Origin of the sequence: Mesorhizobium sp. M7A.F.Ce.TU.012.03.2.1 (assembly GCF_004006095.1) — a bacterium.
Taxonomy (GTDB): domain Bacteria; phylum Pseudomonadota; class Alphaproteobacteria; order Rhizobiales; family Rhizobiaceae; genus Mesorhizobium.
Window position 1 is genome coordinate 6144485 of sequence record NZ_CP034779.1, and the last position, 21691, is coordinate 6166175.

Annotated in this window: 22 protein-coding genes; 1 reads left to right on the forward strand and 21 read right to left on the reverse strand. The window is 58.9% G+C overall.

Annotated elements, in window-relative coordinates:
- Positions 1-23: 23 nt before the first annotated feature.
- The 16 genes from EJ079_RS30495 to EJ079_RS30570 form a co-directional block, all read right to left on the reverse strand.
- Entirely contained in the window at positions 24-806 is a 783-nt protein-coding gene (locus EJ079_RS30495; protein ID WP_027035883.1) for a polysaccharide biosynthesis/export family protein, read from the reverse strand.
- Positions 806-1615: a CpsB/CapC family capsule biosynthesis tyrosine phosphatase gene (locus tag EJ079_RS30500; protein ID WP_127381370.1), complete on the reverse strand. Its 810-nt coding sequence runs from the start codon at positions 1613-1615 to the stop codon at positions 806-808. The genes EJ079_RS30495 and EJ079_RS30500 overlap by 1 nt, the downstream gene beginning before the upstream one ends.
- Before the next feature lie 120 nt (positions 1616-1735).
- A complete protein-coding gene (locus EJ079_RS30505) occupies positions 1736-2056 on the reverse strand; it encodes a hypothetical protein (RefSeq protein WP_127268328.1) in 321 nt (106 codons plus the stop codon).
- Positions 2057-2388: 332 nt separating this feature from the next.
- Entirely contained in the window at positions 2389-2715 is a 327-nt protein-coding gene (locus EJ079_RS30510) for a hypothetical protein (RefSeq protein WP_245481758.1), read from the reverse strand.
- 685 nt (positions 2716-3400) lie between these two features.
- Positions 3401-4459, reverse strand: a complete 1059-nt coding sequence (locus tag EJ079_RS30515) for a DUF977 family protein (protein WP_127810977.1) — start codon at positions 4457-4459, stop codon at positions 3401-3403.
- Between the two features lie 153 nt (positions 4460-4612).
- A complete protein-coding gene (locus EJ079_RS30520) occupies positions 4613-5047 on the reverse strand; it encodes a hypothetical protein (protein ID WP_127810978.1) in 435 nt (144 codons plus the stop codon).
- A gap of 57 nt (positions 5048-5104) precedes the next feature.
- Entirely contained in the window at positions 5105-6247 is a 1143-nt protein-coding gene (locus EJ079_RS30525) for a glycosyltransferase family 4 protein (protein WP_127810979.1), read from the reverse strand.
- Positions 6244-7401 carry a glycosyltransferase gene (locus EJ079_RS30530; RefSeq protein ID WP_164873883.1) on the reverse strand — a complete coding sequence of 386 codons (1158 nt, stop codon included), beginning with the start codon at positions 7399-7401 and terminating at the stop codon, positions 6244-6246. Before EJ079_RS30530 ends, EJ079_RS30525 begins: the two co-directional genes overlap by 4 nt.
- Positions 7379-8188, reverse strand: coding sequence for a methyltransferase domain-containing protein (locus tag EJ079_RS30535; protein WP_127810981.1), 810 nt, complete (start codon positions 8186-8188; stop codon positions 7379-7381). Before EJ079_RS30535 ends, EJ079_RS30530 begins: the two co-directional genes overlap by 23 nt.
- Before the next feature lie 5 nt (positions 8189-8193).
- On the reverse strand, positions 8194-8970 hold the full coding sequence (locus EJ079_RS30540) for a class I SAM-dependent methyltransferase (protein ID WP_164748853.1): 777 nt from the start codon (positions 8968-8970) through the stop codon (positions 8194-8196).
- The gene (locus EJ079_RS30545) at positions 8963-10231 is read right to left on the reverse strand and encodes a hypothetical protein (RefSeq protein ID WP_127810982.1); all 1269 of its coding nucleotides are present in this window, start codon (positions 10229-10231) and stop codon (positions 8963-8965) included. Before EJ079_RS30545 ends, EJ079_RS30540 begins: the two co-directional genes overlap by 8 nt.
- Positions 10228-11058 carry a glycosyltransferase gene (locus EJ079_RS30550; RefSeq protein ID WP_164873884.1) on the reverse strand — a complete coding sequence of 277 codons (831 nt, stop codon included), beginning with the start codon at positions 11056-11058 and terminating at the stop codon, positions 10228-10230. The genes EJ079_RS30545 and EJ079_RS30550 overlap by 4 nt, the downstream gene beginning before the upstream one ends.
- 97 nt (positions 11059-11155) lie before the next feature.
- Positions 11156-12181, reverse strand: coding sequence for an NAD-dependent epimerase (locus tag EJ079_RS30555; RefSeq protein ID WP_127395597.1), 1026 nt, complete (start codon positions 12179-12181; stop codon positions 11156-11158).
- Complete coding sequence (locus EJ079_RS30560) at positions 12181-13455, reverse strand: nucleotide sugar dehydrogenase (RefSeq protein WP_127810984.1); 1275 nt, start codon at positions 13453-13455, stop codon at positions 12181-12183. Before EJ079_RS30560 ends, EJ079_RS30555 begins: the two co-directional genes overlap by 1 nt.
- 43 nt (positions 13456-13498) lie before the next feature.
- Positions 13499-14776, reverse strand: a complete 1278-nt coding sequence (locus EJ079_RS30565; RefSeq protein ID WP_245481759.1) for a sugar transferase — start codon at positions 14774-14776, stop codon at positions 13499-13501.
- A 365-nt stretch (positions 14777-15141) separates the two neighbouring features.
- Positions 15142-15732, reverse strand: coding sequence for a biotin transporter BioY (locus EJ079_RS30570; RefSeq protein ID WP_023808554.1), 591 nt, complete (start codon positions 15730-15732; stop codon positions 15142-15144).
- Between the two features lie 117 nt (positions 15733-15849).
- Between EJ079_RS30570 and EJ079_RS30575 the strand changes: the two genes are divergently transcribed.
- On the forward strand, positions 15850-16758 hold the full coding sequence (locus EJ079_RS30575; RefSeq protein WP_127327126.1) for an MBL fold metallo-hydrolase: 909 nt from the start codon (positions 15850-15852) through the stop codon (positions 16756-16758).
- A 33-nt stretch (positions 16759-16791) separates the two neighbouring features.
- Here the strand turns inward: EJ079_RS30575 and EJ079_RS30580 are convergent, their stop codons facing one another.
- The 5 genes from EJ079_RS30580 to EJ079_RS30600 are packed head-to-tail and all read right to left on the reverse strand — an operon-like array spanning position 16792 to position 21500.
- Positions 16792-17709, reverse strand: a complete 918-nt coding sequence (locus EJ079_RS30580) for a 5'-methylthioadenosine phosphorylase (protein ID WP_127396568.1) — start codon at positions 17707-17709, stop codon at positions 16792-16794.
- A gap of 14 nt (positions 17710-17723) precedes the next feature.
- Entirely contained in the window at positions 17724-18515 is a 792-nt protein-coding gene (locus EJ079_RS30585; RefSeq protein WP_127810985.1) for an ABC transporter permease, read from the reverse strand.
- On the reverse strand, positions 18508-19389 hold the full coding sequence (locus EJ079_RS30590; RefSeq protein ID WP_127810986.1) for an ABC transporter permease: 882 nt from the start codon (positions 19387-19389) through the stop codon (positions 18508-18510). The genes EJ079_RS30585 and EJ079_RS30590 overlap by 8 nt, the downstream gene beginning before the upstream one ends.
- A complete protein-coding gene (locus tag EJ079_RS30595; RefSeq protein WP_127396569.1) occupies positions 19386-20423 on the reverse strand; it encodes an ABC transporter ATP-binding protein in 1038 nt (345 codons plus the stop codon). Before EJ079_RS30595 ends, EJ079_RS30590 begins: the two co-directional genes overlap by 4 nt.
- A 36-nt stretch (positions 20424-20459) precedes the next feature.
- The gene (locus EJ079_RS30600; protein ID WP_127327122.1) at positions 20460-21500 is read right to left on the reverse strand and encodes an ABC transporter substrate-binding protein; all 1041 of its coding nucleotides are present in this window, start codon (positions 21498-21500) and stop codon (positions 20460-20462) included.
- Positions 21501-21691 lie beyond the last annotated feature (191 nt).

The following is a 21691-nucleotide window of genomic DNA, read 5'->3' on the forward strand; positions in this document are numbered from 1 at the left end:
GGTGATCCTGGGGTTGTCCGTGTCTACGGAATGACCGCAATGCGGGCAGCGCTGGAGGCGAGGCCCAGCGCATCCTTCAAATTGTTCATCGCGATTTTCGACTTCGAAGCAAAAACGACGACCACGTCGCCGCCATAGATGCGCGGGTTGCGGTTCTTGCCGGCGCGGATTTCCTCGACATTGTAATTTGCGACCAGCTTGTTTTGGCCGACATTGCGATAGACGAAGACCTTGCCGGCATCACCGACCGGATTGAACCCTCCGGCAAGGGCGATCGCGTCGAGCAAGGAAGCGCTGCTGGACACCGGATAAATGCCGGCCTTGTTGACTTCACCATCGACCGTGATGCGCTGGCCAATCGACTCCTTGACGAAAATCGTCACGTCAGGCGACTGCAAGTACTTTTCACCGTAGGCAGTCTCGATTTCCTTCTCGAGCTGACGAACGGTCTTGCCGGCTGCAGTCATGGTCCCAATCAGCGGAAGCGAAATCTGTCCGCCCGCGTCGACCTGAACTGTTCTGTTCAAATTATCGACCTGAAACACACTGACCTCGAGCACATCGTTGGCAGACAGAGGCTGCTCGCTGCCGTTCTGGGTATTCTGCGGCGGCGGGAGATCCTTGACCACCTGCAGCGTACCACCGCCAGAGAGCGCCGATGAAGACGCCGTCGGCTGCAGCGCATCGACAGAACTGGTGGAGGACGTCGATGTCGACGAAGTGCTTGCGCAGGCAGATATTGCTAGCGATGCGAGCAAAGCGGGCACGGTGCCCGCATGACTTCTTGCGAGATCGAAAATGCCCATCAAAGAGCCCCGCTCTTAAACAACCGGCCCAATCCGCCAAACCGCCCCGCACTGCTGCCCCCCGATTTTCTCGGGCTTTGCTTTCCGATGGGCACGAGCGGCCGATTTTGCAATATCGCGTCCGGGCGTTTCACTGCCATGTTGTAAGCCTCATCTTCCCCACACCGGTTCGCGATGGCGACAACCGCCTGCGAAAGCCCTGGCCGCCGCCGGCTGGCGCCGTGGGTGTCGGAGGCGACAATATCCACCCTGCCCTCATCCAGCAGCTTCTCCGAGTAGTAGAGCGCCGTACGTCCAAAGGCCCCCGTCACAGAATCAGCCGTGAGCTGAATAAGGCAGCCTAGCGTATTCAACCTCTCGATGACGTCGTAATTCGCCTTGATCCAGGTCAACCGCTCTGGATGAGTGAGGATCGGCACGAAGCCGGCGCCTATGAGACGGGCGGCGAAGTCTTCGAGCCGCGGAGGCAAAATGTGATGTGGCGGTTCGAACAGGAAATAGCGGGATCCGTTCAGAGTCGGCACCGTACCAAGCCTCAATCGATCGGGGAGATCAGGCGCGAGATGAACATCAGCGCCAACATATAGGGTAAGCGGTATGGCAGCGCGATGAAGCTCCAGTTCTAACGCCTGAACAGCCCCGGCAATCTTTGGCGTGGCGTTCTCATAAACCCCAGGCATTACATGCGGCGTACATGCCATATGCGTTGTACCGTCGGCCACTGCCAGCCGTGCCATCTCCAGCGACATGGCCAAGTCAGGAGAACCGTCGTCGAGACCGGGCAGGATATGTGAATGCAGATCGATCATTGGCGTTTCTGGTTGAGAGGAGGCAAAGCTTCGCCTCGACAAAATAGAAACGCGTCACCCGCATGAAGGCGAATGACGCATTTGACAAATTTACGCAAAACAGCGGGGGTCGTATCCCGCCTATCGGCTGACCGCGTCGTCGTCATCCTGCAGGCCGATAATAAGGGCGGCGGCACCACCGACGGCGGCGCCGCCCAAGAGAACCGGCAACATGCCAGGTTCTGAGCTGGCGGGTACGATCGTCGCAGACGGTGTCTCAAGCGAAACGCACATGCCGCCTTCGATAGGATCGACCTTGACGGTGGCATTGGCTGGAATATCGAGCGCGCAATTGGCTCCGATAGCCAGCGAAGCAGACGCCTGCGCCCCGGTCATGATGCGCGCGCCCGCATACACCGGCGCCTCGGCATCCACCCCTGCATAGCCGCCGGCCTGGGACATCTGGACATCACCCCGGACCTGCGTAAGACGACCTATCGCGTCTGCGGACGCCGGCACGGGCGCAAGACAGGAACAGGTTTGCTGAGCTACAGCCTCGGGCGCGGCGAACAGGGCGCCCCCTGCGACGAATGCAACAAAAGCAAAAGCAACCCCGAACCGATGGCAACTCATCATTTTACCCCACCAAAACCTGTAACTCGCCCTGTTGGTACGAATTACAGCCCGCCCCGCCCCAAGCAATAGAACAATATGGTTAACAAACCCAATAAACCAGCCGGGCCGCCGACCTTTCCAGACCCTTCTCTACAGCGGCCGACGCCGCCATATCTTCGTCAGCGGCTGACGCCGTTGTCGTCGTCCTGCGTCGCCGCGAGCACGCCAGACGTCAGAAGCGCCCCGGCGAAAATCGCCTCCGGCGGACCGAACCCGGCGCCGCCGCCGGAGGGCTGAATAGCAGCCGTCTTCTCAGAGCCGACAAGCTTGAGGCAAATGTTGTTGCCAAGGCGGGAAACGTCGAGGCTCGAATTGGCCGAAACCTCCAGATTGCAGCCGCCGACCAGAACGGAGGCCGCGCCGTTGGCGCCAACCACCACACGGCTGCCGAAATCGAGCGCGCTTCCAACCTTGGCAGCGCCATAGCCCGCCGTCTGCGACACCATCACATCACCGGTGGCGGAACGGATGGATCCGATCGGGTTTGCCGAACCTTGATAGGGTGTCGCGCAGCTGCACGAAGCATCCTGGGCAAACGATGAAGCTGAACCAAACCCGATTGACACGACAAATACGGCAAGCGCAGTTTTAAACACAAGGCTCATCAGTCTTCGGTCCCTTCTTGCTGCACCACTTCAGACGCACCCAGTCAAAGGCATTGCATCAGCGCGTACCAGTTTTTCGCCACAATTCCAACCTGTTTCGCGCGCGCGAGGCGATTTAAGCTGACGCGTGTCTGTCAAAGCACAGTACTTTAGCCAGATCGCATTAATAGTCTTCGACTACCTGTCACAGGTTTCTTACTATCGGAAAAAAATTTGAGGTCTCCTTTCCGCGGTGACTGGCTCGATAAGCTTTGACCAAGCTGAGCGCGCCAAACCTTTCGCCAACCAACCTAATATATTGAATTATCGACACATTTTTCGGTAGATATTCCTTGATGGCAGCCGCGCGATTCGACCGTTGGTCGTGCTGACAGCATGTAATTCGAGATCGGCTCGATACCAATCGCGGCCAACGGGGTAGGCGGCCGGCTCCGCTACCCATTCCTGCTCTCCCGCCATAGAGATCTGCTCCATGCCTCAACCGCGATCCAACTCACCAAGTCGACGTGCCTCAGACTTGGCGCCTTTACCGCCTATTTTGGCCGTACCACGTTCCCTTGCCGGTTCCATGTTGGGCCAGATGGTTCGCTTCGACCAGAATGGCCAAGTGTTTTTTGACGGTGTTTCGGTTTGCACCTGTCAGGTTGACGATCTCGCTGATGGTTATGCGCCCACGCTCATTGATGGCCTCAACGATTTGCAGAGAGAGTTCCGGCAACGTGCCGAGCACAAGACGTTCCCGCTCGATTTTTTTCTCCAATCTCCGCTTTTGCTGCTGCAGAGCGCGCAGGAAATACACAGCCCATGGCTGCCAATTGGAGTTCGGGCTGCGGATCGTCTTTTGAGTCTGGCGTAGCGCCAGATAGTAGCCTTCCTTGCTGTTCTCAATCACGCTTTCGAGGGAAGAGTAAGGCACATACGCATATCCGCTGCGCATCAGCAGGAGCGTCGTCAGAACGCGCGACAGCCGTCCATTCCCGTCCTGGAATGGGTGTATCTCCAGAAACACCACCGTGAAGATTGCGACGACGAGCAGAGGGTGCAGGCTTTGCTTGTTGAGTGTGTCGCGTGTCCAATCGACAAGCTCTTTCATCCGCTTCGGCGTATCGAAAGGCGTCGCCGTTTCGAAGATGACGCCGATCTCTTTTCCGTCGGCATCGAACGCACTGACATTGTTGGCGAGCGTCTTATATGCACCGCGGTGGCGTTCATCCTTGTTGCTGAACGCCAGCAGGTCACGGTGTAGCTGTGTCAGGTGGTTTTCGGTCAGATCAATCGCATCGAAATGCGCGAAGATCATTTCCAGGATCTGCGCATATCCGGCGACTTCCTGCTCGTCTCGGGACTCAAAGAATTTGATGTCGAGGTTGGCGAGCAGCCGCTCCACGTCGCCGTCAGTAAGCCTGCTTCCTTCGATACGGGTAGAAGAGCCGATGCTCTCGATGGTCGCAACGCGGCGCAGAGCCGATAGGCGCTCCGGAGCGAGCGCGCCCAGCGCTCGCCAAGCCCCTTTGAATTCGTCGATCTCCGAGACCAGAGCAAGGATCTCGGTGGTAATTTGCAGAGAGTCGATCTTCAGGGTCATACCCACAAATGTACCCAAAAATACCCGAAAAATTCAAGAACCGGCAGACCCAATAAAGGGCCCATAAATACCCAAATGCGGGCAGCCGGCCAGCTTAAGAACCAGACCCACTCACTTCGCCGTAAGAGTCTCCGGTCTGTACTGGCGACCTGCTCAGCAAGGTTTGTACGTTGCGCCGGCCTGAACCGGCTGGCCGCAGAGAATTCCGCCCCGCGTAAGTATGGTGGCCAAATCTTCGCCCTCAGCCGTCAGGCACTGCACAACAAGGGTATCGCCAACCCTGGAAGCGATCTTGCCGTCGCAAGGTGTTCCGGAACCGACAGGTTTGCAGGCCAGGACGAGCCCCTGGTAGTCTCGGCGCGCCGCTTCCGTCACCAGGAGGCGCATGGCCTGAGGCCTGGAAAACGCCGCCCCGCACAGCAGGATCTTGCGACCGCCGACACGCAGATCATCGACCGATGGAATGGCGAGCTTGCCGTCAAACGGCTTGAGCTCGGCTACCGGCTTCGCGGGGGACGGGCGGCCCCTCTGCATCACGATGATGCCCAGAAAGCCAACACCAAACAAAACTGCCACGACGGCAAGCAACGCTATGCTCCTGACTGACAAAACCATCCTCCCTCCGACCCTGTGCGGCCGGTCCGCTCATTTCGTCGCAAGGGCGCTCAGTCTTTCTATCTGCAGCATGTACTTCTCGATGACGATCGTTTCCGAAAACTGCCGCTCGACCTTGTTTCTGCTCTGGGCTCCCATCCTGTCCCTGGACGAGTCGTCCAGCCGCGCAAACTCGACCATCTTGCTCGCAAGGTCATCAGGGTCCCTCACCTTGCATAGGAAGCCATTGACCGCGTGGTCCACCACTTCCCTGCATCCTGGCACGTCGGTTGCGATCAGCGGCTTGCCCATCGCAGCCGCCTCGAGCAGCGAGCGCGGCGTTCCCTCCCTGTAGGAGGGCAACACGACACAATCCGCGGCACCAATGAAAGGCCGCACATCGTCGGTGGAGCCGAGATATTCGACCAATCCCTCGCCAACCCATTTTTCCACGTGTTCGCGGCTGACCGCGGTCCGGTTTTCGACATCAAGAAAGCCGAGTAGCTGGAAACGCACTCCGGGCACCTCACGGCAAACCCGACGGGCCGCCGTGATGAACTCGCCGACACCCTTGTCCCAGAGAAGCCGGGCCACGAGAAGAAAGATGATGGCGCCAGACCCGGTGCGCGCTTCGGGCGAAGGGGCAAAACGCACGAGGTCGATGCCGGAGCCAGGCAAAAGCGCGGTTCGATCCTTGCGAACCAGGCGTTCGTCGACGAACAGCATCCGGTCATCGTCATTCTGGAAGAAAACCATTTTGGAACGGGCCAATGCCACCCGGTACAAGGCCTTGGCAATCCTGAGCAGCAGACCACCGCGGACGAACGCTGTCCCCAATCCCGAAATGTTGTTGATGACGGGAATGCCGTTCAGATTGGCCGCGATGGAGCCGAACACATTGGGCTTGATCGTGAAGCCGACAAAGGCCAGCGGTCTCTCGCGCCGCAAGAGACGCCAGTAGCGCCACAGAAGGACCAAATCCCGCAACGGTGACGTGCCGGAATTGTCCATGTCGAGTTCGACATAGCGGCAGTCCATGGCCGCAATCAGCGGAGAATACTCGTCTCTCGGCGCGACGACGACCACGTCACAGCCGCGGCTCCGCAGCGCCTCGATCAGTCCCTTGCGAAAATTGACGACATTCCAGGATGTGTTTATCGAGACGACTATCTTGTTGCGAGCAACGGCCGTCATCGCTGCCCACCCGGATATGACAACGGCGTTCTCAACAGCATATCCGCAAACCGATCCGGCGATCTTTCCGACAAGGTCTTTCCGTACAAGGCCGACCGATCACCGCCTTGAATGACCTTCAGCAGTGCTTCCGCAATTTCCGACGCGCCAAAGCCGGCTGAAATCTCCAGGCCCGACAGCATGTCCAGATCTCCCGCACAGGGGGTGGTGACGATGCCGGGAATCCGGCAAGCCATCATTTCCAGAAGGACGTTGGGAAATCCCTCCGTCGCCGACGTGAGCATGCCGGCACGCGCTGCGCGAAACAGCGGAAACGGGTTGTCTCTCTGGCCGAGCAGATTTACTCGCGAGGTCAGATCAAGCTTGCCGGCGCGGGCTCTCAACTCCGCTTCCATGGGGCCAGAGCCAACCATGGTCAGCTCATAATCCTCGCCGGTCCTTCGTCTGACTTCGGCCAGCACATCAACCGCGATCGTCGGACGCTTCACATCAATCAGCCGGCCGCACCAGACTATCTGCGGACGGCGGGAAAGTATCTCGGCGTCGTGCCCGGACAATGCTTCCATGGACATTTTGACGATGAGATCTTCGTCGACCGGGTTGGGCAAAGTACACAGGTTGGCGATTGCTCGCCGGGGCAATACGTCACGCAGGCGTTCATTCATATAGCTCGTTTGCGCGACTATCATGTCCTGGCTGCCATAGGCAGCATAGAGCGCCTTGTAAGCGAGCGCGCGAGGACCCTTGAAGCGATCCAGAAGTACCGTGGACTCGCGGGCGACCAGCCTATGGCTGCGGAGAAGTCCAACGCATCGGGCGGCAGCCAGAAACGAGTTTACCCGTGCGTGGCTCGAGAACACCAAATCGTACCGACGCCGGATCAGCCGCGGGGCGAGCAAAAACTCGCTCATGGCCTTGCCGCCGCCATAGCCGTAGCTGCACCGAATTCCGTCCTGGTGTGATCCAGCGGCCTCGCCCGCCGCCTGGCTACCCAAGAAGCCGATTTCGACGTCCCAGTCGGGTCGCCTCGCGAGTGCGCGCGCAACAAGTTTCAGGATGGTTTCGGCACCGCCTCTTCTGTCGAGCGGAATGGCGATCAGCGCGAGCTTCCTTTTCATGGGCCGCGGGAACTCACTGTTTTCGCCGAAAGACATAGGCGTAGGTTTCAGCGGCATCCTTGCGGAGAAACAGGGCCGAAACGCCTAACCAGATGCGCCAGACAAGAAAGGCCGGCACGAAAAAATAGAAGTAGGAGCTTTTCCAGAACAGACGGCGCTCGACAAGTTCCAGGTCGTTCCGTTCTGCGATTGTCTCGACGTCGCTGGGCAAGCACTTGTCGTAGAAAGCCGGAAAACCGTCATGACCCATGCCCTTTTCAGGATAGATCGCAAAAAGCAGCCGTCGCTTCATCCCCTCCGGCAGGACCCGATTCAATCTGGCAAAAACGGCGTTGCGCGAGGGCGAGAAAATGGCAACCATGCCTCCCGGTTTCACGCAACTGGCAATGCCGCGCAGGGCGCCCTCGCCATCACGGACGTGCTCGAGCGTTGCCTGGCAAAAGACGACGTCAGCATCGCCCCTCCCCCTAAACGAGGTAAGGTCCGCTTCAATCTCCTCGTCGTATATTCCGCGTGGCGCTTTCGACAACTCTTCCGCGTCGAGGTCGAGCCCAACGACAAAAAGCCCAAGGCGCCGCTTCTCCGAAAGACTGACGAACGGCCTGGCACCCCCGCCAAGATCGTAAACCCGTGCGTTTGAAGTAAGTAAGGGAGGTGCTATCTCCGTCGCAAAGGTCCGGTTGCCGTCGATGCGAAGGCGCTGCGGCAGAGCACTGTCCAGGAACTCGGAAATGGCCACATTCGCGCGAACAAACTTTCGCAATATCGACACTGCTTCACCACCGGTTTCGTTTGGCGATCTGCGCCCACTCGGATTTGACATCCGCGCTATATCCTGTGGAAGACGTAGAGCCGCGTATGATGCGAAAATGGGCCGAGCAACCGGTCCACAGCAGCACGCAAGCCTCTCAGGATTCCATTCTTGCTGTCGTACCAGGCCTGCATCGGCTTGGAGAAAAATGTCTCGTCCTTCAGCCCCTTGAAGCCTCCCCTCGGCTGTGATTCCAGAAGCTTGAAGCCGTGCTGTTCGAAACTGGAAACAATCGAAGACGGCTCAAGAACGAACTGGTAAAATCCGGCCTGTTCACCTGGAAACCTGGGATAGAGACCCATTCTGATCTTCAGCCGTCGGAGAGGAGAAATGCTCGGCACTGTCACGAAGGCAACTCCTCCTGACCGGATGATGCGCTTCATCTCCAATGCGATCTCATCGTAACCGTCGAAGAAGTGCTCGATCACCCCCAGAGACCACACCCCATCGAAGAATTCGTCCGCGAAGCCCGTCGCTCGAACATCCCCCACGGTCACTTGCAAATGGGGCGCGGCACGATTCACCATCCCCACGGTCTTCTGCGCGAAGTCGATCCCGTAGGCGGAAAAGCCTGCCTGGTCGAGGCCATGGACCGTATTGGCCAAGCCACATCCAGCGTCCAGGATCTTGGCCGATCCGGTCAGGTATCGCTTGGTGGTTTCAACGACAAAGCGATCCGGCCTCAAGACAATCCCTTCGGCCCAGTGAGAATCCCAATAGTCGTCATCAGCCACCGTGCCGACATGGACGATGCGCCTGTTTTTCTCGTCGTAGAATGCTTTCTTCTCATTCATTTCTGGCATCCGGACCGACCATCAAAACGGTGCGCTGTTTCGCACCAGGCCCTTGATCTGCAATCACATTCCTCAATGCGAAAAAGGAACAGCCAGCGGCAACGACATATCCGAACAAAAATGCCATTTCACTGCCAAGAGGCACCCGCCACCAAAGGCCCAATGCCGCCAGACAACAGCAAGCCAACGCCCCTATCGCGTAGGAATAGGTCAACGCCATCGCTTTGCTCGACCGAAGCGCAAACGGATCGATGATCACTTTTTTCGTCCTGTTGACCAGAACAGCACAAGAAACGATCCCGAACACCACAGGATCAAAAGACTTCCCCAGCCATCCGGATGCATGGCCCGAGAAAAACAGGCCAACTATTCCGGCCGCGGCCACGGTCGCAAAAATGAGTGCGATGGCCGCTCCCTCGAACAGTCCGCGCCGAAACTGCCTGACGTTTCCATTTGCGGCACTGAGAAACGCCCTTGGCACAAATACGAAGCTGGCCGCATTCATGAAGAAGCCGACGGACCGTTGTGAAAGATCGACGCAAAACGAGAAGACACCGAGATGGGTCTCGGAGCCAAGCAACAAAACAATGTATCGAATGCCGACAAACACGCCGCTCTCGGCCAGATTGCTCAACACAAATCCCCAGCCTGTAACCAGAGACCCGGCAAGATAGGAAAAGCCAGGCCGTCTCAGATTCATAGGTCCCAGGAAGGCAAATGAAATCAGCGCTCCGACGAAATAGCTGAGCGAAAAGGCTGCAAGAGCCGAGCCTACTTTCGCATCGCCGACAAGCAGGATTATGGCTCCTGCCTGGTATGCGACGGCCTGGCCAATCGCCGACCAACCGTACGCCCACAAACGCAGTTGTGACCTCAAAATCTCTTGAAGTGCGGTGTGCAAGCCGAAAGAAACGATGATGGTCGCGGCAACGGCATTGCCAAATCCCAGCCACGTCATTGCCAGTCCAGCCAGAACGACAAACAACACCACAACTGCCAGCACGGTCAAAATGGACGATACGTACTCTCTACCCATTCCCGCGGCATGCATTTTTGCGGAAACCGGCATTATCGAATAGGTCGCGACTCCAAAAACAAGTGTCGAAATAAATGAAACTGTCGCAATCGTCGTGCTGAAAACACCGTACTGTCCAGTCTCCAGATGGCTGCCGATGTACAGCAACGTCGCTATGTTCAGAAGACCAGGAACAATTCGTATTACGATGGCTTCCACCAACTTCCACAGGCTGGCTTCTTTCATGAAGTCACCCGCACGAATGACCTCTTGAGCAAGAACGGGAAACTCAAGACACCAAAGCTCAAACAGGCAAGAACCGCCTTGCCCAAGAACCGAACTGACCGATATCGTCCTAGCCAGAACGCCTTGATGTAGTTCAAGTTCAGCAACAACATCGGGTATGCATTTTGTCGCTGAAGAAGCCGAATCCTTGCCGTCATCCCCTCCGGCAAATATCGTTTTTGTCCAATCTCGACATTGACACAGATAACGTCGTATTCGATCGCCAATCTGGACCAGAGAAGAGATGTTGGAACGCGGCGGAACCGCCCCGCTGGGGGCACGGCAACCCGTTTAAGCAAAGGAGTTTTGATGACCTCCTTCTTGTCGCCGACCACCCGTTCGTCGGCCCGCATCTTTATCAGGTTTGTCCGTTCCGACGGAAACGGCTCTGCTGCCGTCTCTGGGTGGCCAAGAGCCATCGAGAACACAAAACCCGCAATCTTCTCATCGACACCTCTCTGCGAGAGGTGCTCACAGACTTCCGGCAGGCGATCGGTGAAGAGATCGTCGTCATCATCGAAGACCATGCAATAGTCGCCAGTGGCGGAAGCAATCGCCGAAAACATCGCGCGGCCTCTGCCGTCATTCGGGCCGGTGGTGACCACCAAACTGGCATCGCGAGATGCGATTTCCGCAAGCGCTTCGTTCGTTCCGTCGGTCGAACCGTCGACATGGACGCATATCTGCAATGGGCAGTCCGTACGCAACAGTTGCTGAACCAGCGCCGCAACGCGATCCCGCCGATTGAACGTGGGGATGCAGACGCTCAATAGCGCCTGGGACTGCAATGGATTGCAGACTGCCTGTTTGCGAGCCGTATCGATTCCATCTGCTCCTGGTTACGCGATCATGGAACAGCGCGGATCAGCCGGGAAACGCCGAGCCTTATCCCCGCGCAAAATACGCCTTGTACCACTCGACGAACCGCCCGACGCCCTCGGTCACCGTCGTCGCCGGGCGGTAGCCGACCGCCTGCTCCAGCGCCGAGGTGTCGGCGAAGGTATCGGGCACGTCGCCGGGCTGCAGCGGCAAGAGTTCGACGATGGCTTTGCGGCCCAGCGCGTTTTCCAGCGCCTCGACATAGGCGGTCAGCTTCACCGGGTTGTTGTTGCCGATGTTGAAGATGCGCCAGGGGGCGCTGCTTGTGGCCGGATCGGGACGGCTGGAGTCCCAGGCGGCATTGCCCGTGGCCGGGCTGTCGCTGGCGCGGATCACGCCTTCGGCGATGTCATCGACATAGGTGAAGTCGCGCGTGTGGTTGCCGTTGTTGAACAGCTTGATCGGCTCGCCGGCCAGGATGTTCCTGGTGAACAGGAACAGCGCCATGTCCGGGCGACCCCAGGGACCATACACCGTGAAGAAGCGAAGCCCGGTCGTCGGCAATCCGAACAGATGGCTGTAGCTGTGCGCCATCAGTTCGTTGGCGCGCTTGGTCGCGGCGTAGAACTGCAGCGGATGGTCGGCCGGACGATGCTCGGAAAACGGCATGTCGGTGTTGGCACCGTAGACACTCGACGTGCTGGCATAGGTCAGGTGCGCGACGGCGCTGTTGCGGCAGGCCTCCAGCATGTTGGTGTAGGCGATGATGTTGCTTTCGACATAGGCATGCGGGTTTTCCAGGCTGTAGCGAACCCCGGCCTGGGCGGCGAGATGGATCACCCGGTCGAATGCATGGTCGGCAAAGCAGGCGTCGACCACGCTCTTGTCGGCGAGATTGCCGCGGATGAAATGATAGCCGGCATTGGTCTTGCGGCTCGCCTCGTCCAGAAGCCGCAGCCTCGCCTCCTTGATCTCCGGATCGTAATAGTCGTTGACGTTGTCGATGCCGACGACCTCGTCACCGCGCTCCAGCAGCCGCTTCGCTACGTGATATCCTATGAAGCCGGCCGCGCCGGTGACCAGAACCTTCATCAGAAACGCCCATCCGTGACATGCCTGGGGAACAGACCCTTGATGTCGTAGATGACGCCCGGGGTCTTGCAAAGCGCCATCAGGCCGTCGACGCCTAACGCGCGGAACTGCCTGTGGCCGACGGCCACGATAACGCCGTCATAACGCATGTCGGGAATGTCCTTCATGCTGGCTACGCCGAAGGCACGCGCGCATTCCTGCGCGTCGACCCAGGGGTCCCATATGTCGATGCCGGCGTTGTATTCCTTCAGTTGGGCAACGATATCGGCGACCTTGGAATTCCTCAGGTCCGGACAATTTTCCTTGAAGGCCGCGCCCATCACCAGAATCCGGCTGCCAACGACAGGTATTCCCTTGCGCATCATCAGGCGGGCCGTCTGATCCGCCGCGTGCCGACCCATGCCGTCATTGATACGGCGGCCAGCAAGAATCACCTCCGGATGATAGCCGAGTTCCTGGGCCTTGTGGGTGAGATAGTAGGGATCGACGCCGATGCAGTGGCCGCCGACGAGACCAGGCGTGAAGCGCAGGAAATTCCATTTGGTGCCGGCGGCTTCCAGCACTTCGGACGTGTCGATGCCGAGCTTGCCGAAGATAAGCGACAACTCGTTCATCAGCGCGATGTTGAGGTCGCGCTGAGTGTTCTCGATGACCTTGGCCGCTTCGGCGACCGCAATGCTCGAGGTACGGTGTGTGCCTGCCGGCACGATCGAGGCATAGAGCGCATCGATACCTTCGGCCGCTTCCGGCGTCGAGCCGCTGGTGACCTTGACGATCGTTTGCAACCGATGCTCGCGGTCGCCCGGATTGATGCGCTCGGGACTGTAGCCGAGGAAGAACCCCTCATTGTAGCGCAGGCCCGAATGTTTCTCGATCAGCGGCGCGCACACCTCTTCCGTGCAGCCGGGATAGACCGTCGATTCGAAGATCACCACCGCGCCTGGCGATATGACCTCGCCGACAAAAGTCGATGCCATGATCAGCGGTTTCAGATCCGGACGGTTGGCCCTGTCGATCGGCGTTGGAACCGTGACGATGAAAATCCCGCAATCGCGCAGATCGGCCTTGTCGGTGGTGAATGTCAGCCGCGACGCAGCACTGATCTCATCGCTGCTGGCTTCCAGCGTATGGTCGTCGCCACGCCTCAGCGCGTCCACCCTCGACTGGTCGATGTCGAAACCGACGACATCCCTGCCGGCGCCGAAGGCGACCGCCAGCGGCAGGCCGACATAGCCAAGCCCGATGATCGCTATTTTCCTGGAGGCGAGATCCATCTGCTTCCTGCGCTTGCTATTCCAGAGCCATGCTTCGCATTGGTTATCTCGCACCAAAGCCGGTAAGCATCGTTTTCAGCGTCTTGAGAGTTATCAAAACGTCCAGCCAAGGCGAAAAGTTCTTTATGTAATAGAAATCATAGTGCAATTTTTCCATAACGTCATCGACGGCAGCCACATGCCCCTGATTTACTTGTGCCCACCCACTTATGCCCGGCCTGACGATATGCCTGTAGCGGTAGAATGGCAGCTCAGCCTCGTACCACTGCGACAGCACGACAGCTTCCGGCCGCGGCCCGATCCAACTCATTTCGCCACGCAGGATGTTGATGACCTGCGGCAGTTCGTCGATCCTGGATTTTCGCAGGAAACGCCCGACTCTGGTGATGCGGTCATCGTCGTGCCTGGTGATCGCCCTTTCCTTTTCGCTGCCGGCGCCAGAGTGCTCGCGCATCGAGCGAAACTTGTAGACCGTGCAGATCTTGCCCCGGTAGCCCATGCGTTGCTGGCGAAACAGCGCAGGACCATCGGAATCCAGCCGGATCAGCAGCGCTATCAACGCCAGAACGGGGGAAAGAACGATGATCAAGACAAGTGCCGAGACCCAGTCGACCGCCTGCTTGATCTTGAGATAGGCCTGGTTCGGATTGAGCGAACCAAGCGTGTTTTCCGACAGGTGCTCGATCTCGACCCGACCGGTCAGCGACTCTCTGACCTGCTTGACGTGGTATACGGGCGTTCCCGAAAGGGCCCGATCCGCGATGTATCGTTCCCATTCCGCGCCAAGATCGGCACGCAGATCAACGACCACGCCGCTGGCTCTTTCGATTATCGTACTGGTCGACTTGATCCAAAACCAATGCACACCCGGTAACGTCTTGAGGCGCTCGACATCTCCGCCGGGAATCACCACGAGCCGGTACGGATCGAGACGCCGCGTCAACAGGCTCAGGCCGAAGTACCAGAGCGTGGACTGCGTGAAACTGGCGGCAGCCTGAAACCGGCTGTACTCGAACCGAAAAAAGAAGATGGTCAGGAAAACAGCCCCGTAGGACAGGGCAAATGTCGGCAAGATGTAACTTGCCGCGGCCACGCCTGGGAAATTTCCGATGCGGCGATAAGACAAGAAGCCCACAAGGTGCGCGATGACCGCAGCGGCTACTGTTACCTGAAGATTGGCCGAATAGATGAATTCAGGATTGAAGACAATCCGGATGATCGCCGGCGCAAAAATCGCGAATGTCAGTCCGCCAAGCAGTTGAAACCGAATCCTGAACAGGAAGTGCCGGCTTCCGACAATAGTCGACGCTGCGACATTCAACGTCTTCCCCCCTTCCCCGAAGCTGCCGTATCGGCGACAGACCAGCGCGATAGCGCATCTGACCTGATCGTTCACAACAACGAATCGGACGTCTCGCCCCCCGGCGATTCGATACAGTCGAAGACCAAGAGCTACGACAGCGCGGTCGCGCCAGCAAGCATCTATTTCTCAGATCAACAGTTCGGGAAATTGAAAAGCCTGGGCTAATAAAGCGACTTAATGATCATTACTGAAGATGTCGCAGCGTCTAGGGCGATCTAACCGACAATCTATCGAGGTTGGCGGACATCAGACCGGAAATCCGCCAGTGACGCCGCTCCGGCCAGTGGCTTGATTGCCCCTGGCCGTTTCTTCGATCGCGCGCTTCAGCCGCGCTTCAGCAGCGTCCAGACGGCCGGCACCAGGCTTGCCGCGAGCGCCACCTTGATCAGGTCGCCGACGATGAACGGCACGACGCCGAACTGCCACGACTTTTCCGGACCGATGAGCAGCGCCAGCCAGGCAAAGCCCATTGCCATCATGACGACTTCGCCAACCAGCATGGCGTTGAAAAGCTTGATTGGATGGCGGTCCCAGCCGCGATCCGCCGCCCAGCCGACAATTGCCGCCATGACCACGAAGCCGGCGAGATAGCCGCCGGTCGAGCCGAGCATGTAGGCAATGCCGAGACCCTTTTCAGGCGTGCTCTGGAAGACGGGGAAGCCCATGGCGCCCTCGGCCATGTAGAGCAGCAGGGTGGCGACGCCGAGACGCATGCCGAAGGCGGCGGCGATCAGCAGCACGGCCAGCGTCTGCATCGAAATGTCGACCGGCCCGAGCATTACCTTGGTCTTGGCCGACAGTGTCAGCACAAGCGTTCCGGCGATGGCCAGGAAAAGCTGCGTTGCCAGCCGCGCCGCGCCGTTTTGCGGCAGAGCCAGAGAAACAAGCGGACGCATCGTAGTTGCAATTGCCATGGTATTTCCCCAATCCGATTGCCGCACTCCGATGTTCGCGGCCTCACATCCTCCTATATTGGCTTGCGTGTTGTGCGGCAATCGGTTTTGCCGTTTCCCGAAACAAGGCACCGATGCATGGCACTGAAATTCGATACCGGCTTCGACCCCTTCTATGGCCAGGGGGTGAATGTCGCGCCCGATGTCCAGCGCATCACGGCCCGCAATCCAAGCCCCTTCACCTTTCACGGCACCAACAGCTACGTTGTTGGCCGCGATACGCTGGCGGTGATCGATCCGGGGCCGGAGGACGAGGCGCATCTGCGGACCCTGATCGAGGTGATCGCAGGCCGGCCGGTCAGCCATATCTTCGTCAGCCACACGCATCGCGACCACTCCCCGCTGGCGGCCCGGCTGAAAGAGCGCACCGGCGCCCTCGTGCTGGCAGAGGGGCCGCACCGGCCGGCAAGAGCCCTGCATATCGGCGAGACCAATGCGCTCGATGCCAGTGCCGACACGGCTTTCATCCCTGATGTCGCCCTGCCCGACGGCGAGGTGGTCGACGGCGACGGCTGGTCGATCAGGACGGTTCTGACCCCGGGCCACACCGCCAATCATGCGGCGTTCGCGCTGCAGGGAACCGGCATCCTGTTTTCGGCCGATCATGTCATGGCCTGGGCAACCTCCATCGTCGCCCCGCCGGACGGGGCGATGGCCGACTACATGGCCTCGCTGGACCGCTTGATCGAACGCGGGGACCGCTTGCTGTTGCCAGGACATGGCGGGCCGGTGACAGCACCGCGCGCTTTCATGCGCGGGTTGAAGACGCATCGCAAGATGCGCGAGCGCGCCATTCTGGAGCGGGTCAAAGAGGGGGACCGGACGATCGTGGACATGGTCAAGGCGATCTACAGGGACACCGACCCGCGGCTGCATGGCGCCGCCGGATTGTCGGTGCTTGCCCATCTCGAGGATCTGACGGCGCGCGGCCTGGTCACGACAGACGGCGACCCGGCCATCACCGGTATTTTTGTGCCGGCAAGCTAAGATCGGCGCGAGCTCATCTGCGCCCTTTATACTCTAGAAGCGGCTGGAGCGCTCTGCCGGTTGGGGCGACTTCAAGCCCTGGCAAGAGCATTCAGGATCAGTTGGAAGTCGTGCCGCGGTCTCCAGCGCAACCCGCGAGGCGGTCATGGAGAGGCTCGGCAACACATGCTCCTGCAGCAATTCCTGGCGACTGCGGTCCATATAGTCGTTGAAACCCGCGGTCACGAACGCAAGCGGCACGAAACAAGCGCCGATTTCGCGCGACAGGGTCGCCTCGGGGGCGATGGAATGGTTGAGCACATCCGCGCCCATGCTTCGATAAGCCAAAGCCTCGGCTGGGGTTGTCAGTCGAGGCCCGTAACAATGGGCAGCCACCAACTGCTGCTCGATGCCATGAACCCGGCATTCGGCTGGCCAATGACGGCGGGCCGTCTCAACCAGAACCGCCGCACATCTTGGACATACGATCTGCTTGCCCGAGCAGTCAAAGCTCTGGCGGTCTGGAAGCAGTGAAAAAGGCGTCTGCGTCAGTTCGATGATATCGGCAGTCACCACCATGTCGCCGGGTTGAATCGCTTTGTTGACGGCTCCAACGGTCGAGCAGGCTAGGACTTGCTTTACACCCGCGTTCATCAACACCCAGAACGCCCGGCGATGGCAGGAATGGTCGATATGGTCGCGCGGATTGCCGTGCGAATACATGCACAACGCACGTTTCGTTCTGCCTTCCGCAGTAATCGAGGCATCGAACTCGATCAGCTTCCAGTTGTCGCTGCGGCCGAAAGGCGTTTCAAAACTAATGTCACGCCGCAAGGTGCGCACACCATCGAATTCGATATCTTCCGGGAAGGCCAGCCCCCAGTTTGCCGACCCGGTGATGATGGCCAGTCCTACCTGAGGTATGTCCGCTGCGTGATCCGCCGGATCACTGGCTATCTGATTTGTGAGCATGTTTCCAATTTCAGTCATGATTTTTGGTGTAAAGTCACGATCAAGACGACGACCACGACCATGGCGGTCCACACCGTTGAGATCGCCGCGATGGTCGGATCGATCTGATCGCGCAGAGATATGAACATGAGCTTCGGCAGCGTGCTGTTTTGACCACTCGAGACGAAGATCGAAATGACGGATTCGTCGAGTGATGTCAGGAAGGCCATCAATATGGCCGACAGCAGACTGATCTGAAGCTGCGGGACAATTATGCCGCCGATGGCTCTCGCCCAGTTCGCGCCGAGGCTGCGCGCCGCCTGAACTTGGTTCCAGTCAAAGCGGGCCAGAGCGGGCAACAGCACAATGCACACGACAGGAATGGCCAACACCACATGCCCGACCAGCACGCCGAATAGCGTTCCGACCAGATGTTGCGCCGCCAGCACAAAGAAGAGACCGATCGCAAGCAGGATTCCTGGCACGATGGACGGGGTGAGCAGAATGCCCTGAATGGTAACAGCGGCCTTTCCGCCGAGCCGATTTATCGAAATGCAGGCCAGCAGCCCCAAGGGTACCGCGAGCATAGCTGTCAATGTTCCAAGAACCAGGCTCGTCCTGAGCGCAGCCATCCACGTCGCCGAACCGAAAAAATGATCGTACCAGCGCAATGAATATGCGCGCGGCGGGAACTCGAGAAGGTCGGACGCCGAAAAGGACAGCGGCGCGACCACGAGCGTTGGCAGCATCAAGAACGCCAGCACGAGTGCGGAAAAGCCCCACAGACAGATGCGGGACAGCCTGTTGTCCGGATAGGCCTCAAGCATGGGACGCACCGTCGCGCGTCAGCAGTCGCCGTGCCGACAGGAACATCACACCGATCAGAGCCATGACAACGAGGAGCAGAATGCCCAGGACGCTCGCCGACCCCCAATCCTGAAAGGTCGATAGCGTGCGCTCGATCCGGGTGGAGAGAGGATTTACCTTGCCGCCGCCCAGCACCGCCGGCGTGATGAAGAAGCCGAGCGTATAGATGAAGACGATGATCGACCCCGAGAAGATGCCGCCGGCCGAAAGCGGCAGAATGACCGTGCGGATCGTTTGCCCGAGAGTGGCGCCCATGCTCGCCGCCGCACGAATGAGGTTGGCGTCGATATCGCGCATCGCGGCATAAACCGGCAGCAGAAAGAGCGGCAGCATGTAGTGAACCATGCCGATCAGCGTTCCCGTGAAATTGTAGACCAGCGGCAATGGCTCAGCTGTCAGGCCTGAACCCGTCAAAGTTGCGTTGATCAGGCCATCGCGCCGCAACAGCACCAGCCAGCCATAGGTGCGCACCAGAATGGAGGTCCACAATGGCAGCATGACGAAGGCCATCAGCAAATTGGCCACCCTAGGTCTGGCGCTGGCCAGGGCGAGCGCCAGGGGAGTACCGAGAAGAATGCAGATCGCCAGCGTGCCCAGGGACAATTCAAGGGTTGTGACCAGTGCCGACCATGTCAGCCCGCTCGAAAGCACCTTCTCGTAGTTGCCGAGAGTGTATTCGCCATCCGTGGTCAGGAACGATTGCCGGATGATCCACAGGATAGGCAGTATCGCAGCCAGCCCAACGATGAACAGCGCCGGCAGAGAAAGTGAGAGGAAGAACCGCCGCTCTCGTCTTGCGTCTGCCGCAAGCGCGGGATTCGCCATGACGGTCACGCCCTAGCTCCTGGCATCGCGTGAACTTTTGCGGCTGGTGCAAAGGCGGTCATCGACTGGCCGGTGGCAAGCTCGGCGCAGCCGCTGGCCAGGGCTGCCGGAATGCAGACAAGAACTTCTTGCCCGCCGTCCAGCACAAGCGTCAGAAGCCAGTTCTCGCCGCGAAACACCTTGGCGCGCAGTGTTCCTTCGAGCGCGACGCCATCTCGTCCGACGAGCTTTGCATCAAGATGGAAGCTTTCCGCGCGGATCATCAGGGCTTCGGGCGATGTATCGGCGCCGTCGATTCTGCGCACGAGGCCTGGGGCTATAATGTTGGCCTCGCCTAGGAATTCCGCGACGAAGCGGGTCGATGGATGATGATAAATCCGCTGTGGCGTATCAATCTGCTGGATACGGCCGGAATCCATGACCGCGACCCTGTCAGACATAATCAGCGCTTCGCGCTGGTCATGCGTCACATAGATGGTTGTGATCCCCAAATCATCGTGCAGACGTCTGATTTCATACTGCATGGTTTCGCGCAGACTCTTGTCGAGCGCCGACAACGGCTCGTCCATCAGCATCACGCGTGGTTCGAAGACGATCGCCCGCGCCAGTGCTACCCGCTGGCGCTGTCCGCCCGATAGCGCGGCAATGTTGCGCTCCGACAGATCTTCCAGCTTGACGCGGGCCAACGCCTCAAACGCCCGCTTTCGGACCTCAGATCTCGGCGCCTTGCGCAGTACCAGCGGGTACTCGACATTCGCGAGGACGTTCATGTGGGGAAACAGGGCATAGTTCTGGAAGACGATGCCGATGTCGCGCTTGTTGGGCGCCAGGCGGGTGATGTCCCGATCCCCCAACAAGAGTTTGCCGGAATCTGGCCGGACAAATCCGGCCAAGGCCATGAGCAAGGTCGTCTTGCCCGACCCCGATGGGCCTAGCAGCGTGAGGAATTCGCCAGCCTTGATGTCGAGCGAAACATCGTCCAGCGCGACGTAGGTCCCATAGGTTTTGCGAACGCTGTCGATGGTGATCGCGAGCGACTTCATCATGTGCTCCAGCCCTAGAGCCGATGTATTCGAAGCTTAGCGGCTCATCATTTCATCGAAGGCCCTCTGGGCAGCCTCGCCGTTCTTGACCCACCAATCCGCGTTCGAGAACACCGAAGTGCCGGCATTTTCAGGCGCGGTCGCAAGGGTCTTCAGACGGTCCGCGGGAATAAGGCCACCCTCATAGCCAGCAGGATTGACCGGGCCGTAAGCGATGAAATCGGTCAGCTTGGCCACGCGCGCAGGCTGTGTCATCGCAGCTATCAGCTTCATGGCCGCTTCCTTGTTCGGCGCCCCCTTCGGCACTCCAAGACAGTCAGTGCCAATGACGGAACCCTTGAACGTGTAGTCGGCCGCGCCGCCATCTTTTTTCACTGTCTCCGCCCGACCGTTCCAGGTAACGATCAAATCCGCCTCACCGTCTTTCAGCAACTGCGCCGACTGAGCGCCCGAGGTCCACCACACCGAGACATTTGGTTTGATTGCTTCGAGCCGCTTGATGGCGCGATCCAGACCCTCCGGCGTGCCGAGCACGGGATAAATGTCCGCCGGCGCCACGCCGTCGGAGAGCAGTGCGATCTCGATCGAGTCTTGAGCATTGGCGCGCAGCGCGCGACGACCAGGAAACTTGGCAACATCCCAGAATTCCGCCCACGTCTTCGGCGGGTTCTCGCCGTATGTCTTGGTATTCCATGACATGACGGTGCCATAGGAGTCGAACGGATAGCAGTAGTCGGACTTTGCGCCATCTGGCACCGACTTTGGGTCGATAATCTTGTAGTCGAGAGGCTCCAGCAGCGATTGTGCGGCAGCCTGTGCGCCTTCCGGTGAGCCAAGGTGAATGACGTCGGTCGTGATAGCCCCCGAGGTGACCTGCATCTTCAAGGCGGCTAGGCCGTCGCTTAGGGTCTCCTCGCGGACATCGTATCCAAGCTCTTTTGCAGCAGGACCCCACATAGCTTCCTTCATGGCATTACCATAGTCGCCACCCGCTGTCGTAATGGTGACTGTTTGAGCATGGGCGGGCAAAGCAGCCGAGATTGCAAATGCTGCTAAGGAAATGCGTAGCCAAGACATAGGTTCTCCTCCCGAAATTATGAAATGTCGCTCAAAATCGCCGTTTCTCTTTAATCGTAACGTTACGATTGCACTCAATCTAAACCGAGTCAAGCTGCTTCCCCGAGGAGTTAGGATTGACCGGGATATCGAATCCGGTAACGTCACGGCGCTTCAGCAGGAAATCAGCCGGCGATTTAGCAATGAAGGCG

What these genes read in the sequence shown, in the direction of transcription:
- EJ079_RS30510 (WP_245481758.1), bottom strand. Translation starts at nt 2,715, where the DNA reads ATGGTGTCGCAGACGGCGGGCTATGGCGCTGCCAAGGTTGGAAGCGCG.
- EJ079_RS30600 (WP_127327122.1), bottom strand. Translation starts at nt 21,500, where the DNA reads ATGTCTTGGCTACGCATTTCCTTAGCAGCATTTGCAATCTCGGCTGCT.
- EJ079_RS30545 (WP_127810982.1), bottom strand. Translation starts at nt 10,231, where the DNA reads ATGAAAGAAGCCAGCCTGTGGAAGTTGGTGGAAGCCATCGTAATACGA.
- EJ079_RS30515 (WP_127810977.1), bottom strand. Translation starts at nt 4,459, where the DNA reads ATGACCCTGAAGATCGACTCTCTGCAAATTACCACCGAGATCCTTGCT.
- EJ079_RS30585 (WP_127810985.1), bottom strand. Translation starts at nt 18,515, where the DNA reads ATGCTTGAGGCCTATCCGGACAACAGGCTGTCCCGCATCTGTCTGTGG.
- EJ079_RS30535 (WP_127810981.1), bottom strand. Translation starts at nt 8,188, where the DNA reads ATGTCAAATCCGAGTGGGCGCAGATCGCCAAACGAAACCGGTGGTGAA.
- EJ079_RS30575 (WP_127327126.1), top strand. Translation starts at nt 15,850, where the DNA reads ATGGCACTGAAATTCGATACCGGCTTCGACCCCTTCTATGGCCAGGGG.
- EJ079_RS30560 (WP_127810984.1), bottom strand. Translation starts at nt 13,455, where the DNA reads ATGGATCTCGCCTCCAGGAAAATAGCGATCATCGGGCTTGGCTATGTC.
- EJ079_RS30555 (WP_127395597.1), bottom strand. Translation starts at nt 12,181, where the DNA reads ATGAAGGTTCTGGTCACCGGCGCGGCCGGCTTCATAGGATATCACGTA.
- EJ079_RS30540 (WP_164748853.1), bottom strand. Translation starts at nt 8,970, where the DNA reads ATGAATGAGAAGAAAGCATTCTACGACGAGAAAAACAGGCGCATCGTC.
- EJ079_RS30595 (WP_127396569.1), bottom strand. Translation starts at nt 20,423, where the DNA reads ATGAAGTCGCTCGCGATCACCATCGACAGCGTTCGCAAAACCTATGGG.
- EJ079_RS30580 (WP_127396568.1), bottom strand. Translation starts at nt 17,709, where the DNA reads ATGCTCACAAATCAGATAGCCAGTGATCCGGCGGATCACGCAGCGGAC.
- EJ079_RS30500 (WP_127381370.1), bottom strand. Translation starts at nt 1,615, where the DNA reads ATGATCGATCTGCATTCACATATCCTGCCCGGTCTCGACGACGGTTCT.
- EJ079_RS30495 (WP_027035883.1), bottom strand. Translation starts at nt 806, where the DNA reads ATGGGCATTTTCGATCTCGCAAGAAGTCATGCGGGCACCGTGCCCGCT.
- EJ079_RS30530 (WP_164873883.1), bottom strand. Translation starts at nt 7,401, where the DNA reads ATGTCTTTCGGCGAAAACAGTGAGTTCCCGCGGCCCATGAAAAGGAAG.
- EJ079_RS30570 (WP_023808554.1), bottom strand. Translation starts at nt 15,732, where the DNA reads ATGGCAATTGCAACTACGATGCGTCCGCTTGTTTCTCTGGCTCTGCCG.
- EJ079_RS30505 (WP_127268328.1), bottom strand. Translation starts at nt 2,056, where the DNA reads ATGTCCCAGGCCGGCGGCTATGCAGGGGTGGATGCCGAGGCGCCGGTG.
- EJ079_RS30525 (WP_127810979.1), bottom strand. Translation starts at nt 6,247, where the DNA reads ATGACGGCCGTTGCTCGCAACAAGATAGTCGTCTCGATAAACACATCC.